The 20,303-nt window shown below is 63.2% G+C and carries 20 protein-coding genes; 13 read left to right on the top strand and 7 right to left on the bottom strand.

Annotated features, from left to right (window positions below):
* Positions 1–15: 15 nt before the first annotated feature.
* Together C0Z18_RS29585 and tssF are read left to right on the top strand one after the other, a co-directional pair.
* Positions 16–279 carry a PAAR domain-containing protein gene (locus C0Z18_RS29585; RefSeq protein ID WP_102648995.1) on the top strand — a complete coding sequence of 88 codons (264 nt, stop codon included), beginning with the start codon at positions 16–18 and terminating at the stop codon, positions 277–279.
* Positions 280–519: 240 nt separating this feature from the next.
* A complete protein-coding gene (gene tssF, locus C0Z18_RS29590) occupies positions 520–2,355 on the top strand; it encodes a type VI secretion system baseplate subunit TssF (protein ID WP_102648996.1) in 1,836 nt (611 codons plus the stop codon).
* A gap of 39 nt (positions 2,356–2,394) precedes the next feature.
* On the opposite strand, the gene C0Z18_RS29595 is transcribed toward tssF, so the two are convergent.
* Positions 2,395–2,640 carry a DUF1272 domain-containing protein gene (locus C0Z18_RS29595; protein WP_102649021.1) on the bottom strand — a complete coding sequence of 82 codons (246 nt, stop codon included), beginning with the start codon at positions 2,638–2,640 and terminating at the stop codon, positions 2,395–2,397.
* Between the two features lie 239 nt (positions 2,641–2,879).
* On the opposite strand from C0Z18_RS29595, the gene C0Z18_RS33335 reads away from it, so the two are divergent.
* From C0Z18_RS33335 to C0Z18_RS29625, 7 genes are all read left to right on the top strand, one after another.
* Positions 2,880–3,026 carry a hypothetical protein gene (locus tag C0Z18_RS33335; protein WP_199189582.1) on the top strand — a complete coding sequence of 49 codons (147 nt, stop codon included), beginning with the start codon at positions 2,880–2,882 and terminating at the stop codon, positions 3,024–3,026.
* A gap of 21 nt (positions 3,027–3,047) precedes the next feature.
* The gene (locus tag C0Z18_RS29600; RefSeq protein WP_102648997.1) at positions 3,048–3,566 is read left to right on the top strand and encodes a sigma-70 family RNA polymerase sigma factor; all 519 of its coding nucleotides are present in this window, start codon (positions 3,048–3,050) and stop codon (positions 3,564–3,566) included.
* The gene (locus C0Z18_RS29605; protein WP_102648998.1) at positions 3,566–4,363 is read left to right on the top strand and encodes an anti-sigma factor family protein; all 798 of its coding nucleotides are present in this window, start codon (positions 3,566–3,568) and stop codon (positions 4,361–4,363) included. Before C0Z18_RS29600 ends, C0Z18_RS29605 begins: the two co-directional genes overlap by 1 nt.
* Before the next feature lie 44 nt (positions 4,364–4,407).
* Positions 4,408–4,773: a COG4315 family predicted lipoprotein gene (locus tag C0Z18_RS29610; protein WP_102648999.1), complete on the top strand. Its 366-nt coding sequence runs from the start codon at positions 4,408–4,410 to the stop codon at positions 4,771–4,773.
* Between the two features lie 69 nt (positions 4,774–4,842).
* Positions 4,843–5,820 carry a chromate resistance protein ChrB domain-containing protein gene (locus tag C0Z18_RS29615; RefSeq protein ID WP_102649022.1) on the top strand — a complete coding sequence of 326 codons (978 nt, stop codon included), beginning with the start codon at positions 4,843–4,845 and terminating at the stop codon, positions 5,818–5,820.
* Complete coding sequence (locus C0Z18_RS29620) at positions 5,817–6,992, top strand: chromate transporter (RefSeq protein WP_102649000.1); 1,176 nt, start codon at positions 5,817–5,819, stop codon at positions 6,990–6,992. The genes C0Z18_RS29615 and C0Z18_RS29620 overlap by 4 nt, the downstream gene beginning before the upstream one ends.
* Before the next feature lie 89 nt (positions 6,993–7,081).
* Positions 7,082–8,125, top strand: a complete 1,044-nt coding sequence (locus tag C0Z18_RS29625) for a YncE family protein (RefSeq protein WP_233217543.1) — start codon at positions 7,082–7,084, stop codon at positions 8,123–8,125.
* Positions 8,126–8,184: 59 nt separating this feature from the next.
* Here C0Z18_RS29625 and C0Z18_RS29630 read toward each other — a convergent pair whose 3' ends face one another.
* The 3 genes from C0Z18_RS29630 to C0Z18_RS29640 are packed head-to-tail and all read right to left on the bottom strand — an operon-like array spanning position 8,185 to position 9,767.
* On the bottom strand, positions 8,185–8,889 hold the full coding sequence (locus C0Z18_RS29630; RefSeq protein WP_102649001.1) for an RNA polymerase sigma factor: 705 nt from the start codon (positions 8,887–8,889) through the stop codon (positions 8,185–8,187).
* A complete protein-coding gene (locus C0Z18_RS29635) occupies positions 8,867–9,238 on the bottom strand; it encodes a cupredoxin domain-containing protein (RefSeq protein ID WP_102649002.1) in 372 nt (123 codons plus the stop codon). The genes C0Z18_RS29630 and C0Z18_RS29635 overlap by 23 nt, the downstream gene beginning before the upstream one ends.
* Positions 9,231–9,767 carry a DUF4142 domain-containing protein gene (locus tag C0Z18_RS29640; RefSeq protein ID WP_102649003.1) on the bottom strand — a complete coding sequence of 179 codons (537 nt, stop codon included), beginning with the start codon at positions 9,765–9,767 and terminating at the stop codon, positions 9,231–9,233. Before C0Z18_RS29640 ends, C0Z18_RS29635 begins: the two co-directional genes overlap by 8 nt.
* A gap of 319 nt (positions 9,768–10,086) precedes the next feature.
* Between C0Z18_RS29640 and C0Z18_RS33805 the strand changes: the two genes are divergently transcribed.
* Together C0Z18_RS33805 and C0Z18_RS29645 are read left to right on the top strand one after the other, a co-directional pair.
* Positions 10,087–10,221, top strand: coding sequence for a hypothetical protein (locus C0Z18_RS33805; RefSeq protein ID WP_269845339.1), 135 nt, complete (start codon positions 10,087–10,089; stop codon positions 10,219–10,221).
* Positions 10,222–10,598: 377 nt separating this feature from the next.
* Complete coding sequence (locus C0Z18_RS29645; RefSeq protein ID WP_102649004.1) at positions 10,599–12,107, top strand: M81 family metallopeptidase; 1,509 nt, start codon at positions 10,599–10,601, stop codon at positions 12,105–12,107.
* 14 nt (positions 12,108–12,121) lie between these two features.
* Here the strand turns inward: C0Z18_RS29645 and C0Z18_RS29650 are convergent, their stop codons facing one another.
* The 3 genes from C0Z18_RS29650 to C0Z18_RS29660 are packed head-to-tail and all read right to left on the bottom strand — an operon-like array spanning position 12,122 to position 16,390.
* Complete coding sequence (locus C0Z18_RS29650) at positions 12,122–12,790, bottom strand: DUF1266 domain-containing protein (protein WP_102649005.1); 669 nt, start codon at positions 12,788–12,790, stop codon at positions 12,122–12,124.
* A gap of 16 nt (positions 12,791–12,806) precedes the next feature.
* The gene (locus tag C0Z18_RS29655) at positions 12,807–14,006 is read right to left on the bottom strand and encodes a hypothetical protein (protein WP_102649024.1); all 1,200 of its coding nucleotides are present in this window, start codon (positions 14,004–14,006) and stop codon (positions 12,807–12,809) included.
* Complete coding sequence (locus C0Z18_RS29660; protein WP_102649006.1) at positions 14,003–16,390, bottom strand: tetratricopeptide repeat protein; 2,388 nt, start codon at positions 16,388–16,390, stop codon at positions 14,003–14,005. The genes C0Z18_RS29655 and C0Z18_RS29660 overlap by 4 nt, the downstream gene beginning before the upstream one ends.
* Before the next feature lie 224 nt (positions 16,391–16,614).
* On the opposite strand from C0Z18_RS29660, the gene C0Z18_RS29665 reads away from it, so the two are divergent.
* The gene (locus C0Z18_RS29665) at positions 16,615–17,481 is read left to right on the top strand and encodes a hypothetical protein (RefSeq protein ID WP_102649007.1); all 867 of its coding nucleotides are present in this window, start codon (positions 16,615–16,617) and stop codon (positions 17,479–17,481) included.
* 881 nt (positions 17,482–18,362) lie between these two features.
* Positions 18,363–19,880: a hypothetical protein gene (locus C0Z18_RS29675; RefSeq protein ID WP_146014128.1), complete on the top strand. Its 1,518-nt coding sequence runs from the start codon at positions 18,363–18,365 to the stop codon at positions 19,878–19,880.
* Positions 19,881–20,303: the final 423 nt, after the last annotated feature.

Genomic DNA, 20,303 nt, shown 5'->3' on the forward strand with positions numbered 1-20,303 from the left:
AAGGGAACGAGGCCCATGAGAGGAATCATTCGAGTCGGCGATGCAACGAGCCACGGTGGCCAAGTGATCACCGGCAGCGGGGTGAGCAACGTGATGGATCGCCCCGTTGCGCGGCAAGGGGATCAATGCATCTGCCCGATGCAGGGTCATCAAAACTGTGTGATCGCGGAAGGCGATCCTACGTTCATCGTCGACGGTAAGCCGGCGGCTTTCGACGGTCACGAAACTTCCTGCGGTGCGACGCTGATATCAAGCGTACCGTCCTCGGGGCGGGACTGACGATCTCCGCTTAGGGCAAGATAAGGCCGCGGTCTGACGGCGGATCGCCGCCAAGCGCGAATGAGCCTTGGTCCGAATCCTTCCATATATGGTGCTCTGTAATGGGCCGGGCAATACAATGCGCGCGGTAAGTTCAAGGGACCGCCGGTTGCCAGCGCCCAACGCCAAAAAAACCGACCCAGCCGCCACCGGTATCGCCACGGATAAAGGCGTCACTCACCCGGAAGAAAAACCAACCCGATGGACGACCTGCTTCCCGAATACGAGCGCCAACTCGCACTACTGCGGCAATCCCTCGGCGAATTCGCCGAACGTTACCCCAAAGCGGCCGCCCGTTTGGCCATCTCCGGCGAGCATTCCGAAGACCCCCACGTCGAGCGACTGATTCAATCCGCGGCGTTGTTGAACGCGCGGGCAAGCACGCGCATCGACGACGATTTGCCCGAACTGCCCGAAGCCATGCTCGAGATACTCTATCCCGAGTATCTACGTCCGTTTCCCTCATGCTCGATCGCGCACTTCGAAGGCTCGGGCGCGGTCGCGAAACTGACCAAGCCACTCACGATCGAACGCGGAGTCGAACTGAAGACGCGCACAGGCGAATACTTCTTTCGTACCGTCTACGACGTGGTATTCGCTCCGATACGGATCGCTCACGCGCGTTATTCGCCCGCTACCGTCGCGCCGGCGAAGGTTCGATTGCACGAACACACCACGGCGATCGTTTCGATAACATTTACCGCCCACGCTGCGAATGCGCCGATCGCTGACGCGATACCGAAACGCGCGCGCGTGTTCGTCGACGGCACCCGCCGCATGGTTGCCGCCACGATCGACACACTGTTACTTCGCACCTCGAATGCGTTCGTCGAAGCCGACGGCTGCGGAACTTGGATTGCGTTAGACGCCGTGCCGATATCGGCGTGCGGCTTCGCGCTCGATGAGTCGTTGATCGAACGCCGCGACGGCAATCAATCTCAGTTTCGATTGCTGCTCGAATACTTCGCTTTCCCGGAAAAGTTCGACTTTCTCGACGTCGACTTATCTGCGTTGATGCAAGCCGCTGGCCGTTGCCATAGCGTGACGCTGCATCTCCCGATCAAAGACCTCTCGCACGATAGCGCGACGGCTCACCTCCTACAAACGCTAGGTGCGACGAACTTCAAACTGTTTTGCACGCCGGTCGTCAACTTGTTCGACTCGCCCTCCGAGCCGATCCCAATAGAAAACATCGAGTTCCCGATCTTCCCCGTTGTGCCGGGCACATTGAACTGCGCCGATGCTTCACCGTATTGGGTCGAGGCCGTGCGTGTGATCGAGGAAAACGCCACAGGCGTGAAGACGCACGAAATCGAGCCGTACCATTCGCTGTCACACCACGGAGCGCAGAGCGGACTCGGCACCTTTTGGCTCGCGCAGCGCGACGGCCGGCTTGCCGAGTTGCTGCCCGGTCATGACATGGTGCTGTCGCTCGTCGATTCGAGCGGTCAGCTGAGCGAAGCGACCGGCAAACAGATCGAGATGGATTTGGCTTGCACGAATGGCAGCCTGCCGTCGCAGTTGAGAGTCGCGGACGTAGATGGCGATTTAATTCATACGGATGAATCCATGACCGGCCGTGTCATGATGCTGCGCGTACCGACGGAGAGCGCAGCCAAACCGAACGCGCAGCGCCAGTTGTGGGACATCGTCGGAACGATGTCGGCGGGAGATCTGAGCTTGAACCAGGCGGGTTTGCCGGCGCTCAAAAAGCTGATGACAGCTCACGTATCATCGCGCTCATCCAACGCGTTACGCCATATCGACAGCATCATGCATCTCGCGCGAGAATCCGCGCTCGAATGGGTGACGATGGAGCCGCAACCGATGCTGGTGCGCGGAATACGCGTTCGTCTGGCTGTCGACGATACGCAGCTTGGCGATTGTGTGATCAGCGCCTATGCCCGTGCGCTAGAGTCCATTTTTAAGCACTTCGCGCCGGTCAATAGCTTTGTGCAACTCATACTCATATCGGGTCGAAACGGCGCGCAATTGATTGAAGGACGCCCCTTGCCGGGAGCCTTGGAACTCATTTGAAGGGGGCGCCCGCGGTTCATTCGAACGCCGAAGCCCGCTTCAGTGTTGCTCCGCGCACGCGGGATTGAATATGCGCTTGGTCGAGGCCGGGTTGTTCGCCAATTTGTTCGCGGGACGCCGAGGCCGGCTGACGAGGTCGCCGCCGCAATTCGGGCACTTTCCCTTCAGTACGTCGGTCGCGCAATGCGTACAGAACGTGCATTCGAACGAGCAAATCAGCGCATCGGCCGAATCGGGCGGCAGATCTTTGTCGCAGCATTCGCAGCCGGGTCTGAGTTCGAGCATCGGTTTCTCCGTAACGGGCCACGCGGTCGCAACACGCCGAATGGCAATCGCAACCACGAGCGCGATGATTCTACCTGTGCCGTGCTGCGCGGCCACCGGCCAGGACCGTCAATTCAGGACAATTAGCGGCCGCTGAGTGCCGCGCTCCGCGACCGGTTTCGTTCGATATTTCGACGCGCAGGGAATAAAGTACCTGCTCGAGTCGTTTATTTCCTATCCCTCACCGTCAGGAGGCGGAAATGAAATCGATACGGATGCTCTCAGTCTTGATCGCGGCGCTTTCGCTGGTGCTATCGGCGGGCTGCATGTCGTCGGGCGGCTCCGATTCGTCTTGGCATTCGACGAATGGCAGCAGCGGTAGCGGGTCGGGTAGTGGCGGTTATTGAACTCGGCGCCATCCCGAGCACATGAGCTTCGAAGCCGACGTCGTCGCGTGGCTGCCGCAGTTGCGGCGGTACGCGCGCGCGCTGACGGGCGATCCGGCCTGGGCCGACGACCTCGTGCAGGACACGGCCGAGCGGGCCCTGACACGCGTGCATGCTTTCCGGCCCGACACCAATCTGCGCGCCTGGCTGTTGACCATCCTGCGCCATCTCTATGTCGATCAACTGCGCGCACGCAGGGAACTCGCCGTCGATGACGACGATGCGCCTTGGCATGGCCTCGAAGTCCCGTCCGGCCAAGTCGACTCGCTCGCCCTGCGAGACGTGCAACGCATGCTCTATCGTCTGCCGTTCGAACAGCGAGAAGTGCTTTTGCTCGTTTGCGTCGAAGAGTTGAGTTATCGGGAGGTGTCGGCGGTGCTCGACGTGCCGGTCGGAACGGTGATGTCGCGGCTTTCGCGTGCCAGAGAGCACATGCGATCGCTGCTTGCCGACGGTGCGCAGCGACGCCCCACCGCGCTAAAAGCCGTGAGGAATTCATGATGACCGGCGATCCGAACCTCGCGCCCGGGGATGGCCTCAGCCAAAGCGAGCTAGACGCGCTGTCGGCCTTCGTCGACGGCGAGTTGCCGGAAGCCGAAAGGCGGGCTATCGCGGAGCGACTGGCCGCGGACCCGCGCGCGGCAGCTTGCGTGATGCATTTTCGCGCTCAACGGGCCGCCTTGCGCGCGTTGTTCGCCGATCCTGCCGCGCAAACAAGCGGCCCATGCATCGTACTGCGCATCCGTACGCCATGGTGGCGGCATGCCTTGGTGGCCGCCGGCTCGCTCGCGGCCGGCGCCGCGCTCGTCTGGCTCGCCGGTGCGCTTCAAATATATCGCTCGCCGCCGGAAGCGCAGATCGCGTTCGCTCGGCAGGCCGATCGCGCCTATGCGCTGTATGCGCCCGAGCGGGAGCACGCGGTGGAGGTGGCCGCCACGCGCGAGGGGACCGTCGTCAGTTGGCTTTCGAAGCGCTTGAATCGGCCGCTGTCGGTGCCGTCGCTCGCGGAGTACGGCTATGCGTTCCTGGGTGGACGGCTACTGCCGAGTCTCGCGGGTCCGGCGGCGCAGTTCATGTATGAAAACGCACGCGGCGAGCGACTCGCGCTCTATATCAGCGCCGCTTCGCGAGGAGAGGAGCCCGTGCGGACGTTGCGCGAGGGCGATCGCCGCACGTTCTACTGGGTGAGCCGCCGCACGGCGTATGCGCTGTCCGGCGACGTTTCCGACGACCGGCTCCGCGAGATCGCCGTGGACGTATGCGGCGATCTGGGCGGACACCCGGAACAGTGGCGATGACGGACAAGCCACTACCTTCCCCCTTTTATCCAAGGAGACCCACCATGATCAAGAAGACTTTGCTATGCCTGTTCGCCTGTGCCGTGTCCACCGCGTCGTTCGCGGAACCCCCGAAGGTGCAGGGCGGCATGATCGTCGACGACGAGGGGATGACGCTGTACACGTTCGACAAGGACACCACGGCAGGATCGAGCGCCTGCACCGGCGGCTGCGCGGGCATCTGGCCCGCCGCGCTCGCCGATTCGTACGATAAGCCGACCGGGGACTGGGGGTTGATCGGCGCGGAGCAAGGCAAACATCAATGGACCTACAAAGGGCATCCGCTTTATCGCTTCTCGGGCGACAAAGCGGCCGGGCAGAAAAACGGCGATGGCTTCAAAGGCATCTGGCACGTGGCGCACCCCGGCTAAGCCCATTTATTTCTTGGCGATTCGGAAGTCGTTGTGTAGAGTGTGTTGCATCAACGTAACGAACTCTACATGAACGAATCGCCAAACTGGATTCTGCTGGTCCTCACGCTGCCCACCGAAAACGCCACGGCGCGGATGCGCTTTTGGCGAGCGTTGAAAGCGAAGGGCTGCGCGGTGCTGCGCGACGGGGTCTACTTGCTGCCTTCGCGCGACGAGCACGAGCGCGCTTTGCAAGAACTTGCCGCGGCCATCGTGGAGAGCGGCGGCGTCGCGCACCTGCTGCGCGCTCCGAGTTCGGACGCGCAGCAGGATGCGGAATTTAGAGCGCTGTTCGACCGCGGCGACGACTACGCCGCTTTCGTCCGTTCGCTCTCCGAGGCGCGCAAGACGCTCTCGGGCCAATCGAGTACCGAACTGGCGCGGCTGGTGCGACGGCTGCGCAAGGACTTCGACGCGATCCGCGCGATCGACTACTTCCCAAGCGATGCCGTGACGCGTGCCGAGGTGGCTTGGCAGGATTTCGTTTCGCTCGTCGATACCGTGCTGTCGCCGGGTGAGCCCCACGCTGCCGATCGACCGATCCCGCTGCTCGCACGCGGCGACTACCAGGGGCGGACCTGGGCGACGAGACGGCGCCTCTGGGTAGACAGAGTGGCAAGCGCTTGGCTGATCCGGCGGTTCATCGATCCGGGCGCGCGCTTTGTCTGGCTCGAATCGCCGGCCGCGTGCCCCGCGCAGGCGCTGGGTTTCGATTTCGACGGGGCGGCGTTCACGCATGTCGGCGAGCGCGTGACCTTCGAGGTGCTGGCCGCCAGCTTCGCGCTGGAAGCCGATCCCGCGCTCAAGCGGCTGGGTGACATCGTTCACAGTCTCGACGTCGGCGGTCCCGCGGCGCTCGAGGCCGCCGGCTTCGAGGCGATTCTGGCCGGTGCGCGCGAGCGTGCCGGGGATGACGACCGTTTGCTTGCCGACATGAGCCAGGTGCTCGATTCGCTGTATGCGCACTTCGCGTCGGGGGCCCCATCGGAGAAGGACAAGCGCATATGAACACCGCGGCCACGCTCGCGCCGGGTTATTCGCTCGGTCGATTGCTTCGCTATATGCTGCGCCTCGGCACGTTCGGTTTCGGCGGGCCGGTGGCGCTGGCCGGCTATATGCGCCGGGACCTCGTCGAGCGCCTCGGCTGGATCTCCGAGGCCGACTACAAGGAAGGGCTCGCGCTCGCCCAGCTGGCGCCGGGACCGATGGCCGCGCAACTCGCGATCTACCTCGGCTATGTCCACTACCGGATTCTCGGTGCGACGCTCGTAGGCTTTGCGTTCGTGCTGCCGTCGTTCCTCATGGTCGTTGCGCTCGGCTGGGCATATGCGCATTTCGGTGGGCTGCCGTGGATGCAGGCCGTGTTCTATGGCGTAGGCGCCGCCGTCGTGGGCATCATCGCAATGAGTGCCTACAAACTGAGCGGCAAAACGGTAGGCCGCGATAAGCTCTTGTGGGTCATCTTTCTGACGCTGGCCGTCGTGACCTTCGTCACCGAGTCGGAGATCGCGTGGCTGTTCATCGCCGCAGGGCTCGTCGGCTGGCTTTGGCGTGCGCCGCCGAAATGGCTGCGCAGGGGCAATATGAATGCGCTAGCGGCCGCGGGACTGCCCTCGGCGGGCGGTCTGCTATTTCATCTGAACGTACCGCTGCTTGTGCAAATCGGGGCGTTTTTTGCGAAGGCCGGTGCGTTCGTGTTCGGTTCCGGTCTTGCGATCGTGCCGTTCCTGTACGGCGGCGTGGTTTCCGAGCACCACTGGCTCAACGACAAACAGTTCGTCGACGCGGTGGCCGTCGCCATGATCACACCGGGGCCGGTCGTCATCACCGTGGGGTTCATCGGCTATCTCGTCGCGGGCCTACCCGGTGCGTGCGTGGCGGCGCTCGGCACTTTCTTACCCTGCTATTTGTTCACGGTCCTCCCCGCGCCGTATTTCAAGAAGTACGGTGGACTTCCGGGCGTGAAGGCGTTCGTTGGCGGGATCACGGCGGCCGCTGTCGGTGCGATCACGGGCTCCGTCCTCGTGATCGCCAAGCGCTCGATCGTGGATTTGCCGACCGCGGCCATTGCCGTCGCGACGGTTTTGTTGCTATGGCGTTTCAAGAAGCTGCAGGAGCCGGTGATCGTCGCGGCCGCCGCCCTGATCGGGCTAGTCGCTTATCCGATCGTTCACGGTTAATCGGCGTCGCGTATCGCGCGGACATGCGTCGATAGGGCCACGGTGCCGTCACCGTGCTCGCTTGTTTGCATGTCCCAACGGGAGTGTCGATGAACTCGCCGCGGAAACGACGTTGGGCGGCACCGGCGTTCGCCGCGCTGTGCGGAATCGGTGTGGTCCTCGCTCTGCTCGCGTCGCGCGCCCCGAGCGCCGCGGATAGCGGGCCGTCCCATGACTTGCCGCTCAAACACGTGGCCGATGTCGTGCTGCCCGGTGGCCCGACGCGCTTGGATTACGAAAGCCTCGACCCTACTCGCCACCTGTTGTTCATCGCGCATTTGGGCGACGGCGACGTGATCGCGTTCGACGTGCGCTCGCAGCGCGTCGTTGCGCGGATCGAAAACGTCGCCGATGTCCACGGCGTGCTGGCGGTCCCGGCGTTGGGACGGGTCTATGCATCCGCCACGGGCTCGAACGAAGTCGTCGCGATCGACGACGCCACGATGAAGATCGTCGCTCGCATGCCGGCCGGAGCGTATCCCGACGGCATGGCCTATGCACCCGATGAAATGAAGCTTTATGTGTCCGACGAAACCGGCGCAACGGAAACGGTCATCGACACGCGCACGAACGCGCGCATTGCGACGGTGGACCTGGGCGGCGAGGCCGGCAACACGCAGTACGATCCGGTGTCTCGTCATGTATTCGTCAACGTGCAGACTCGCAACGAACTCGCCGAAATCGATCCAGCCACCGACCGCATCGTTCGCCGCATCGCTCTGCGGGGCGGGCGGCACAATCACGGACTGTTGATCGATGACCGCGACCGTTTTGCCTTCGTGGGATGCGACGGTGACGACAAGCTGCTCGTCCTCGACATGCGTTCGCTACGAATCGTTGCCTCGTTGCCGGTCGGTAAGGATCCGGACGTGCTCGCGTTCGATTCTCGGGCAAGCGTGCTTTACGTGGCCGGCGAATCGGGCACGGTGTCGATGTTCAGTGTGAAACCCAGCGGTCTTACCGAAATGGGCAGCGGTCGCCTCGCGCCGAACGCGCACGTGGTTGCCGTCGATGAAGCTACGCACCAGGTCTACTTTCCGCTCAAAAACGTGGACGATCGGCCCGTGCTGCGGATCATGGCGCCCTCGCCATAGGCGGCTCGCCGCAACCGGCGGCGTCAATCGGTGCGCCGGGCCCGCGCAGCGCATCGGCCCTACTCGTCGAGCCGCGCAAGCACACCGGCCACGATGCGATCGCACCGATTGCCCGCGAACGAGAAGACGTCGCGCTCGGCCAAGCCGATGTCTTTCGCGAGCGATTCGCGCAAGAGGGCACGTGCGCGGAAATGGCGCGAACAGACCGTGGCCTCGGGAATGCCGAGGCACTGCGACGTCTCCTCGACGCTGAGTTCTTCCACGCAACGCAGCACGAAAACCAGCCGGAATGGCTCCGGCAACGCATCGAGCCTACGTTCGATCAGTGCGCGGATTTCGGCGCGCATCGCAGTCTCATCGGGTGATGCCGAACGCCTCGTATCCATGACATCTTGCTCCACTTCGGCGAGCGACGACGTGCTGACCATCGGAGCGATGTTCTCGCGCCGTGTTTGGCGGCGCTGTCGCGCCAAGCACTGGTTCAATACCAAGCGCGACAGCCAGGTCGCCAGCGTGGCGTCGCCTCGATATCCGCCGATTGCGCGGAAAGCCGCAAGGTAGGCCTCCTGCACCGCGTCTTCGGCCTCCGTGTCGTCGCGTAGCGTGGCGCGCGCGAGCCGGTACAGGCGGCGGTTGTAGAGGCGCATCATGTGCTCGAAGGCGGCGCGGTCGCCGGCCGCGATCCGCCCAGCGAGCGCTCGATCGTCATCACACGACGGCGCGGCGCCCGATGCGGCGGCGTTACCGGGAAGCGGGACGGCCACGTTTTTTCTCCACGATGAGCACCGCCTTCATGCCGGGATGCAGCGAGCATCCGTACGCGTAGCGGCCGGGAGTGCTTGCCCGATACGACCAAGATCCGCCTTGTGCGATGGCAGCCGAATCGAACATGCCGGCGGCCGTAGCGGTATGCGGCACCAGATCGCGATTGACCCAAACGAGCTTGTCTCCGCGCTCGACCACCACGGTCGAAGGGTGGAATTGCATGTTCCCGATCACGATGATGCGCTTTGCCGCGGCGGCCGGCAACGCGTGCGCCAACAGAGCGGCGCTTGCGGCGCAAGCTATGAGCCGTGCCGCCGCACGCCATACGTTCGCAAGGCGATTAGTCATTGCCGTTACTCAATTCGCGCTGAATCTGGCGGGCGTGCTCCAGATGGGCCGCGAAGGTCGGTCGTGCCTTGAGCAATAGCGCCTTCAGCTCCTGGTTATGTGCGTTTGGAATCAGCGTTTTGTCGACGGCGCCGAGCACCGCTTCGTGATACGCCACCTCGTGATCGACATAGGCTTTGTCGAAGGCCCTCCCCTTCAATGCGTTCAACGAAGCGAGATTGTCTTGCCCACCTTGTTTCAAGGAGCGGCTCGTCGGGTTCTCCTCCGGCTTGAGATTTAGCTTGTGAGCGAGCGCGACGGCGGCCTCGTTGACACTGCGATGGTCTTGGATCATTAACTGGGCGAATTCCTTGACGTCCTTCGCTTGGGCGTGCGCCGTCGCCAACTGGCCGGCATCGACATCCACTTGATTGGCGGTTAGAACGATGGCGGCGATTTCCGGATCGGTGGGCGGGTTTTGCTGCGCATACCCGTTCGCCGACAGCGCGGCGAGCAAGACTAGGGCGGTGCTCTTCAAGATGTTCGACATAGTGATTCTCCCGAGTGGCGACGATGGAATCCGGCATCCGTTGCGGCTCGGGTGCCGGGTCTCATGTCGATAGATGTCACGTCGGGACCGTCCATTCCCGCGATGGGCACATTGCCTGTTTCCACGCCAAAAAGCAGCCGTTGGCGAAACTCAGTATTCGTATTTAGGTATGATGCATAGGCAGTTCGAGTGTTTTCGCATTTAGATTCGATGAATTAAGCAGGGCGCCGAGGCGTTTTTCTTATACCCGGGTAGCGCAATGCGTTGATATTTAAATTTGTGGGTGGCGCCCGCAGCGTGGCTCTTCCTGAAGGAGGCTATGCCCGCGAGGCGAATCATCGGGGTATTGATCGGACTGTTGGGAACGGCGCTGTTGTTCAAGCCCGCCTCGCTCGATTGGCACAATCAAAATGCGGTAATCGGCAATGGCATCTTATTGGTTGCCGCGCATTGATTTCGGCGGCCATGATCATTTTTGGCATTGCACTGGGCACGACGGCTGGGACCGGCAGGCGACGCGCGCCGGCGATCGCACCGGTGGGCGTCGATGACCCTACGCCGCGTACTCGAGTATCGGAACGTTGAACACGGACATGGGCGGTATCACCTTGGCGATACCCGGTCGCTCTGGGCGCTACCGTTCCGCTTTTTAAATGCGCTACATGCTAACGCGCGCCGTGACAACCTCTCAATATTGGCAGGATTTGTTTGGGCGAACATCGCATTGTTAGACTATGCCGCTTTATACGGCAGTTTCAGGTAAAGTCCCGTCGCAGATAGGTGCACGTCAAAATAACTATTTCATAAAGCCCTGCTAAGAACGGAGCATTCATGAAAATCTACATAGCCGGTTTCCAGCACGAGACGAATACGTTTGTCGAGACGCCTGCGGGCTACGAGGCGTTCAACGAAGCATTCGGACCCGTCCGCCGCGGCGAGGCGGTTAATCAGCTCATTTCGCTGAACGTACCGATCGGTGGATTCTTGTCGGCCATCAAGGAGACCGACCACGAAATCATTCCGGGCGTGTGGGCGGTCGCCACTCCGTCGGGCCGCGTCACGAAGGATGCCTACGAAAGAATCGTAGGCGAGATTCTCGACGGCATTCGTCACGCCGAAGCGGACGCCGTCTATCTGGACTTACATGGTGCGATGGTCGCCGAACATTTCGACGACGGAGAGGGCGAGCTTTTGCGGCGCGTTCGCGAGATCGTGGGCCCGGCCATCCCTGTCATCGCGTCACTCGATTTGCACGCAAACGTCACCCAGTGCATGCTCGAGCAATCGGACGGACTCGTCGCCTATCGCACCTATCCGCATGTCGATATGGCCGAGGCGGGACGGCGCGCGGCGCGCTTGCTGTACTCGCGCATCGATGCGGGCGGGCAGTGGCGGAAATACGCTCGGCGTGTGCCGTTCCTCATTCCGATCAACGCCATGTGCACGGATGCCGAGCCGTCGCGTGGGCTCTATGCGCAGTTGGAATCCCTCGAACACGGCGCGGTGGCCTCGTTGTCATTCACGCCGGGCTTTCCGGCGGCGGATTTTCCGGAGTGCGGACCGTTGGTCTTCGGCTACGGCACGGACGCGGACGAACTATCGCGCGTGGTCGATGCGCTGCACGAACGAGTGGTCTCGAACGAGCGCGATTGGTCGATCGCGTTTCTCAGTGCCGATGAGGCAGTCGTCGAGTCGATGCGTCTTTCGCAGGAGGCAGACCGACCGGTCATCATCGCGGATACCCAAGACAACCCCGGCGCCGGGGCCGCGTCGAACGCGACCGACCTGCTTCGTGCGCTGGTGATGCACGGGGCGCAGCGCGCGGCGGTGGGGCTCTTTTGGGACCCGGACGCGGTCGAGATCGCGCATCGAGCGGGCACCGGCGCGAGCGTTGAATTGGCGCTCGGTACCGCGTCCGGCAACCCGTTCTCGGGCCGCTTCGTCGTGGAGGCGCTATCGACGGGGCGCTGCGAGTGCGATGGCCCGATGCTCAAGGGGGTGACCGTCGAACTGGGCCGAACCGCGTGCCTGAGAATCGACGATGTCCGAGTAGTCGTCACGTCCAACCGGATGCAGATCATGGACCGCGCGCTGTATCGCGTCGCCGGCGTCGTGCCTGAAGAGATGAAGATTCTCGTCAACAAAAGTTCCGTGCATTTCCGCGCCGACTTCGAACCGATTGCTCAGGCCGTGTTGATCGCGAAGTCCGACGGGAGTATGGCAGCCGATCCGGCAGACCTGCCGTGGACCGCTCTTGGTGATGGCATGCGCGTGTCGCCCGGCGGACCGCGCTTCGAGCGCGGAAAGCGCCACGGCGATGCGACGAACCGCTGCGCTTAGGAACGAGGGACGAATCAGGTGCGCATGGCAGCGGCAACCGGTTCGGGGCTCAGTGCGGCGAGCCCCGGCCATGGCAGATCGCGCCACGCGTCGCGCTTGCTTAACCAACCCGCCAGTGCGCCGTCATCGAATCCCTTGCCGAACGGGTCGGCGCGAAATGCGGCGACCCATTGATGCCGGCCCGCCATGAACGCTTTTCCGAAGTCTTGCCAACTCGTGAAGCAGTCCTGAGCGCGTTGTGCATTGAGCAGTAACACGCGCCAGGCGATTTCAGGCTCGACCCATTGCAGCAGCATGACCGTACGCGCGAAGAAGGCCATCCGTGCGCAGGCGAACGCGAGCGCCGCCCGCGGCTCGTCGCCCGGCAAAAGATCGTCGAGATCGGCGCGATACCAATGCGACTCGAACGTCGAGGCAAGATGCGCGCGCACATCGTCGTCGCTCGAGTCCGTACGCAAGCCCATTTGATGCAACAGCGGTGCGCGGAACTGTGTGCGGGTGGCTTCGTTGACCGCGTCTGCCGACGGTGAAGCGAAACCGGCGAACTGTGTCGCATCGACGAACGGGTGAGCGAGCGCGAGCGCCCAATGCTTGCGCGGGCCTAGCGACGGTGTGTGAATGCGGCGCACGAAGCGATAGAGGCGCCAAAGCACGAAAATGACGACGAGAAGCTTGTACAGCATAGTTCGGGTGATTGCCTCAAGGTAGGGTTCGCGCTGCTTGCAGCGCTTGCGCTTCGGCGACGTCGAGCCCCGGCCACTTCACTCCCTCGGTGCAGAAAGCCGCTTCGCTGCCGGACACTTTGTCGCGCACCGCGTATCGCACGCTCGGCGTACGGGCCCCGTTCGGCCCGCGCAAAAGCTCCGGCTGCCGCGCGGCGACGAGCCATTCGACGACCGGCGCCGGAGCGGCCAGCCGCGGAAAAAGCTGAGGATAGCGGCCGATGAGCTTTGCTTGCGAGGCGGCGTCTCTCACGTTTTCTATGCGGCCCCAGCCCGATTCCGTTCGCACGATGCCGATCGCGATGCAGTCGGGCGGCGTCGCGTCGTTCGTGTCCAGCGCGTTGAGGCAAGCGAGCAGATCGTCGATGTAGCGCGCGATCGGCGGCCGGTTTTGCTTGCCTTTCACTTGCTCCACCTTCGGCTTACCGCCCGCGCGCACGATCAGGCTAATCGTGATGTGCGGTTGGCCCTGCTTGTCGCGGAAGCTGACGAGCCGAAGACGCTTCGCCTCTATCGCCTCCGCATAGCGTTCGCCGTAGCCGCCCGTCAGCGCCTGCCGATCCGCGAACTGGCCGAGGCAGTGGCGCATCACGTAAGTCTCGAATGCCATTTCCGCCCGCAGTAGCGCGCAGTCATGACGGAACTCGACGAAGCGTCCGCTCGGCGTGTTAAGCAGCTCGACGAGCGCATCGGGCTGGCTTTCGCGCCATCCGCGCTCGAGTCGTGCCGCAATTCGCGCGTGTTCCTTTTCCCACAGTGCGAGAGCTTGCGGACAATTGATGCGATCGAGCTTGCCGTCCAGCGACGTACCGGTACGCGATTCCAGGAACTCCACTAGGCGTGCTTCGAGTACGAGCAGCTGCGGTGCGGCGGGATCGACCCAGACGACGGGCGCCGGTGCATCGTGCGCGGCCGTTCGCGGCACGGCGAAGCGCGCCTGTACCCAAGCCGGGATCGACGTGCCGCCCAGTGCGTCGCGCGCGTCGTCGATGGACTCGATCGGCCGGGCCGGTTCGAAGTTGGCGACGACGTGGCGATAAAAGTGGTTCAACAGCCATGAACGCACCGCGTCGTTATCGCCTCGTGTTCGGCTGCGTGCTGCGATCGCGGCCTTGAGTGCGTCGGCATTGAGCGCGTTGCGCGGCGCGTAGCCGAGCTTCGAGTCTCGCGTCGTCATCGCCAGAATTTCCACCAGGGCTTGCTTGCCGCGCCGCGTTGGCCCGATGCGCCGGCCGCTTGACTGCATTCTGCGATGCGGGCTTCCAAGATGTCCGTTTTGTAGCGCGCCGCTTCGGGCAGCGTATGGTTGATCGCTAGCGCGCGTTCGTACCAGGCCTTCGCATCGTCGTGCCAGCCGAGGTAATAGAACGTCGAGGCGGTCCGATAAACCACGGGGTAGTGGTCTCGGTTCTCAGCCTGCGGACGCAGCCGCTGAACGAGCCCGGCCGCGTCGGCGTGCCCGCCCAACGCCAAGTGCACTGTCACGGCCAGTCGCGCCGCCAGCGCGTCGTCCGGCAAATTCTCCTCATCGACCTCCAGTTCTTGTTGCTGCCACTTCACGAGCCGTTCGAGCCAGATCAGCATTTCATTGGTACGACCGAGTTCGTAAAGCGAGTTGAGCACGTCGGCAATGTAAGCATGCGGATCGTGCCGGCTATAGCCGTGCTCGTCCGCGAAATGCCAGAGTCGTTCGGCCGCCTCGACGATGGCCGCATCGTCCTCCATGGCCCTGCGCACGCTCAAAATACCGTCGAAATGCTCGGCGAACGGACTCGCGGCGATTCCGCATTGATGCACATCGAGCGCTTCTTCGTACCGTTTGGTATAGCGATATGCGATCCCAAGGTTGTTGCAGAGCATCGAGTAAAGGTGCGCACAGCCGTCGAGCCAATGCCCCTTGCCCGTTTCGAAGAAGCGCTCCAGGTGAGCGCGGCCCTGTTCGTAGACGGCGATTTGGATCTTCTGGATGTCTTCCCACGTTTGTCCGTGCTCCGCCTCGGGTACCGAATCCTTGTGCTCCACGAAGTAATCGCTGATCGCGCAGCCGAACTGATAGCACCACATGCCGCTTTCGAGCGTCGGCGCGGGCTGCTTGAAGGCGGCGCGCAGGCCGATCGCTTCATGCTGAGCCATCAGCAATGCACTCGCGGTGCGCTTGTTCCCGAGTCCGCCACGCGCGATGGCGTCGGTGATCCTCGCCACTTGCGTCTTCGCGTCGATGCGCCCCGCGCGGAAGTCGTGCACCGCGCCGAGCCGGGCCGTCCACGGGTGGCCCGGCGCGCGCTGCTCGGCCAGCGAGCGGGCCGCGTCGGAGACGGTCTCTAGCGCCGCTTCAGCGGATCGCGAGGCGAGTGCCGCGAACAATTGCGCATGAACGGGGGAGCGCGCCGCGAGATCTTGCCCTCCCTCGCTACCGATTGCGGCGAGGCGCGCGAGCGTCGGCGCCGTATTGCAGGCACGCACGGCACAGAGCGCCCACCAGACGGAGGTATCGGCCGGGTCTGCGAGTCGCTCGTGCACCGTGCGACCCACGCTCTCCCACATCTCTTGTTCGAATTCGTAGATATGGAAGAAGGCGCGCTGACCGGCCTCGTCGAAGCGACCCGCTTCGAGAAGCCACGGCAGTTCGTATTCGAGGAAGTCGTCGGAGCCGTTCGGCTCGAGGCTGATGTGCGCGAGATCGCACGCGCTCAAAGCCCCGGCCAGATCGCCTTGCGCGTAGGCGGCACGCGCGGCGAGTCGCGCCACGCGCACCTCGGTCTCGCGCCGCTGCGGCAACGACCAGTCGGCCGTCAACGCCGTGACGGCGCGTTCGATCGCCGCGAGTTGTAGCGGGGCGATCTCGATCACCGCGTCGCCGACGCGTAGCCAATCGGATGCGTCGATCGACTGATCGGCGCTTGCCGATGCGAGCGCTGTTACGCCCGCCTCCGCGGCTTCACGTGCCGCATCGGCGTCGCCTTGCCTATGGTGGACCCAGGCACGCCGAACGTGATAGTCGGCTTCGTCCCAGGCGCGCACGGGCGCGCGTTCGGCTACCGCGAGATTCAGTGCGTTGCGCAATTCAATGGCTGTCAACGCTTGCGAAGGCCGCTCGCGCTCGATGTTATCGAGCACGCGCACGCGCCGGTATCGATCGGCCACCAGTGCCGGTTCGGTTTTGACGACGTCGCGCATCTGCGCGAGTGCGGACGATACCGCGTCCTCCTCGTCCAAATAATGCGCAATCTGCAGGCGATAAAGCGCGAGCTGCATCCGGATGTCCGCATAGGCGGGTCCCGATGCGCCGCTCAGTAGGCGCGTGCCGTCGGCGTCGAGCACCGCGCGCGCGGCAGCCGCATCTCCGGCTCGCATCCACAGCGTATGCAGACGCGCGACGGCGTCGATCGAGTCCGGGTGGAGCGGTTGTGCGCGCAGCCTCGTCAGTAAATCGGCGGCCGCGCTCGAGTTGCTTTCCTCGAGATCGGCTTCCAGCCGATCCATCAATTGTTCGAGTGCTTGGCCTTTCAATGCTTGTGTGTTCTCGGCGATTTGCTCGTCGATATTGGTATTGGGAGTCATCGGCTCTCTCCGATTTTTGACGCGCGTTAGCTTAACAGCCTTGACGGGAAATACCAATTTAAAGGGGGGCGAGCCGATAATCACGGTGAAAGGCATTGACCTTTGGTCGGTTAGTCGTTGGTTTTCGCCGGAGCTTCGCATTTTCGGACATGACTTCCTGTCAGCCGGTATCTGCCGTCGTGCGCCCGGTACATTGGACGTCACCCGCGTCCACGGAGCATCCCATGTCCTCGCTCACGATTTCGCCCCAGAACCTCGATACCGGTTACGGATTCGATGCCTCATCGTCGAGCCGGCAATCGCAAGAGTTGCAGCAATTCCTTCTCCAGTTGATCAGTGAACTCGCGCCGTTGCTGCTTGGCGCCATGCAGCCGGGTGCGTCCGGAGGTAGCGGGGGCGGTGGCGCGGGCGGCGTTTCGCCTGGCGCATTTCCCGAATCGTCGGCGCCGGCGTCCGTGCCGCCCGTGACGCCAGCCGCGGGTGGGAGCGGCCCTTCGGCCGCCACACCGCCCGTTGGCGGCGTATCCGGCGCGTCGGGGTCGTCCGGCTCCGCATCCTTGACCAACAATGCGGGCGGTGTAGCGCAAGCCGCCGCCGTCAGCGGCGTCAGCCCCGCCTCGACACAGGTTCTCAATACCGGCACCGGTAACGATAAGACGTTCAACGTCACCAACAATACGAGCGGGCCCGAATCGTTCACGTATTCCGTTCAAGGGAACAACAAGGCGACGATGACGTTGCAGCCGGGGCAAACCGGCACATTCGTCGCGGGCTCCGGCGATATCGGCGTGCGAATTTCGCCTTCGGATGCGAACGGCAACACGCACCCGAACGAGGTGCTCTACGAGGATGGTGGTGCGGATAACGGCCAAGCCGCCGGCGAAGGCAATCCGGACGTGAGTAAGGTCGACGGCAACAAGGATTTCAACGGCAATGCGATGAATATGACCGTAACCTTGTCGAACGGTCGCACGGCGGGCGACGGCGATGCCATCAGACCTTATATGTACTCAACCGATGACGCCGCCGCGATGGGTCTCGCTGGCGACCCGAGCAAGACGGTCAACATCGTTATGTCGGATGCGCACTGACCGCGGAGGGCGGTGCGTGACAAGAGCCCAACGTTCATTGGTCGTCGGCGAAGATCCCTCTGACGATGGTCGATCGTTGCGTCCGCAACTAATGCGGCCCTGACCTGCTTATTCATCGAATCCATGGATTGAGTCGGGGCGCCTTCTTTCCTTCGGTGCGGTGTGCCCACTCCGGCAATTTTCTCGCAAAGGTCAGTTCGCGCCACCCGCCGGCAATCGCCCCACCATTAACGCGAGTCAAAAGTCGGGACTATGCCGCAGCCAAGAGCCGCTGTTTCGGCGTCATGCCGCCGAGGCCCATATTAGGGGGCTCGTGATTGTATTGCCACATCCATTCGGTCGCGAAGCGGTCAATGCAACAACACAACGATGGCCGGCAGCCGTGGGTCGCACTACGCCAGTCATCCGTCGCTGCTTGTATGTCTGTCGACGCAGAGCGAATGAGCCGGCAGCCCGCCGGAAGCGGCCGATCACCCATGCCCATCTAATTGTTTATGGTCGGTTCGCCTGACGCGCGATTGCTTCGCATTGCCGGACTCCCCGCATCACCGACGACGTAACTTGAAGTCATTCGTCATCTTCATCGTGCGAATCCTATGCGAACCGAATCGTCCGGCCGCTCGACCGATACCTCGATGCAAATCACTCCGGCGCCGCCCCGCGCCGAAAGTCAGGTCGCGCGCAACGCGCGAACGTCGCGGCGCGAGATAGCGGGTGCGCCGCCGCCGCGGGGCAGCTCGCCGTCGGACACGTCGAACGCACCCGATACGGCAGGTGGCCCGCGCCGTGTCGCGCTGCCGGCGACAGCTCCGACCGCAACAGCTTCGACCGCAACAGCACCTTCCGAAACAGCGGAACAGCGTGCCGCTCGCCGGGAGGGCGTGCACGCCGTCGTCTCGGGCTACTTCCAGCCGCACGTCACGGAAGCCGAAAACAGGGAAGCCGAAAGCACGGACGGCGAAAGCACGGACGGCGAAGAATCGCACGCGGACGCACTCAACCGACTGATCGGCGATCGCGTGCAGGGATTGATGGATATGGGCGAAACGCGTGAGTCCATCGAAGCGACGTTCGCGAAGGCACGGCGGCACGACATCGGCGCCGAGGGAGCGCGCGGCTTCGTCGGCTCGATCCCATTCGGTGTGGCATCGCGTCTGCTGGACACGAAGCCGGCGATCGGCGACACGGTCGTCTCGGGTCTCAATGCGTTGCCGGGCGTCAAACACACGCCTGATGCATTTAAGGGCGGCGTCGCCGCCGGCCTTGTGTCGGGAGTCGCGGATCACATCGGCTCGGAAGCGCTTAGGCCAGCGATGGAAAACGTTCAGTGGCTGGCGTCGTCGGCAGACCAACTTGAAGAGCCGATGCAGGAGGCCAAGGCGCGCGCGGAGTCCGGTATGCTGCGCGCGGTCGGGCAGAACGCGGCGGCAATCCAGACGTTCACTGCGCGTAACATCATCCGAGGCATCGTGGGACCGGCGCTCACCGCGGCGGGTCATGTGGCCGCCGCAACGCAAACCGATTCGTGGCTCGCCGCGATCGGCTCGCCGCTCGCAGGCGCGGGCTTCAACCTCGCCAACCGGCACTTCGCGGAGCAGGACCACCGGGTCGGCCCGGAGTATCTGCTGGGACGCACCGACTGGCAGGACCAGTATCAGGCACTGAAGGAAGCGACGTGGAAAGGTGCTGTTGCGAACGGCACGGGGCGCGTTGCGAAGGCCGTCGTCAATACGGTGGACGCGACCCTTAGCGGGCCGCGAACGATACTATCTGCGCCCAGCATCACGACGAACGTCGGCGCGCTCGGGGTCGGCCTCGGCGCGGTCAGCATGGCGACGTCGGCTGCGGGTGCGCTCGCGCAAAAGCACGGTGCGAGCGCGGCAGGTATTGTCGCAGCAGAACATGCGGCACGCACCATTTCGTCGGCGGGAGTATTCGCCTCGTGGACCACCGCGGCGGTCGTCACGCAGCCGGCAGTCGACGCGCTGCGCGGCGTGTCGGACGCAACCGGCGATTTGGCGAAAAAGGGAGTGTCGAGCGCAGTGCAGAATAGCGCCGAAGCGATCGGCAGCACGGCCCAGCAAAGCGCCGACTATATGGGGCCGAAACTGGCCAGTGCACGGGACGCGACGGTCCGGACGGGTCAGGAAGCCATCAGAGGCGCGAGCGCGGCGTTCGACAGCGTTAAGACGACGACCAGCAACACGATCAGCGACGTGAGCGCCGCCGTGGGCACCGGCTTCAGTAACGCGGGTACCCGTCTGACCGGCATGCTGGACAGCGCGTCCAATAATTTGAGCGATGCGGTGGCCAACATGCGCAGACGCAATCGCCCGCAGACGGACGATCCCGCCCAAAACCCGCAGAACAACATTCCGCTGGGCAATATGAACGTGTAGATGGCGAAGGTGAAGCGTAATAAGCCGTGCTTACACAAGGCCGCAAATGAAAAAGGGTTCCAATCGCTTGGAACCCTTTGAATTCTTTGGTGGGGCGTGAGTGACTCGAACACTCGACCTACGGATTGAGAGGCATTTGTGCAATCAGTGCCATAGAGGTAGTGCTGTTCTGCAAATACGATGCAAAGTGTAACTTTTGAGGCCGCGACATTGCAAGGTTGCTTCGTGAATTGTAGACGCCCTGTCCGGGGCAGGAGCGTGCAAAAACGCATGCCGAACGCCGGGTTCGAGGCGTTTAGCAGGCTGTTGAAGTATCGCCGTCGTGGCGCAGCGGTGGCTTTCCACAGCGCTGCCGTGCCGATTCGGGTCATGTCGTTTTGATGCTGGATTTCTTTAATTCTGACCGATTCGATGTCATTTGCT

Origin of the sequence: Trinickia dabaoshanensis, from assembly GCF_002879885.1 — a bacterium.
Taxonomy (GTDB): Bacteria; Pseudomonadota; Gammaproteobacteria; order Burkholderiales; family Burkholderiaceae; genus Trinickia; species Trinickia dabaoshanensis.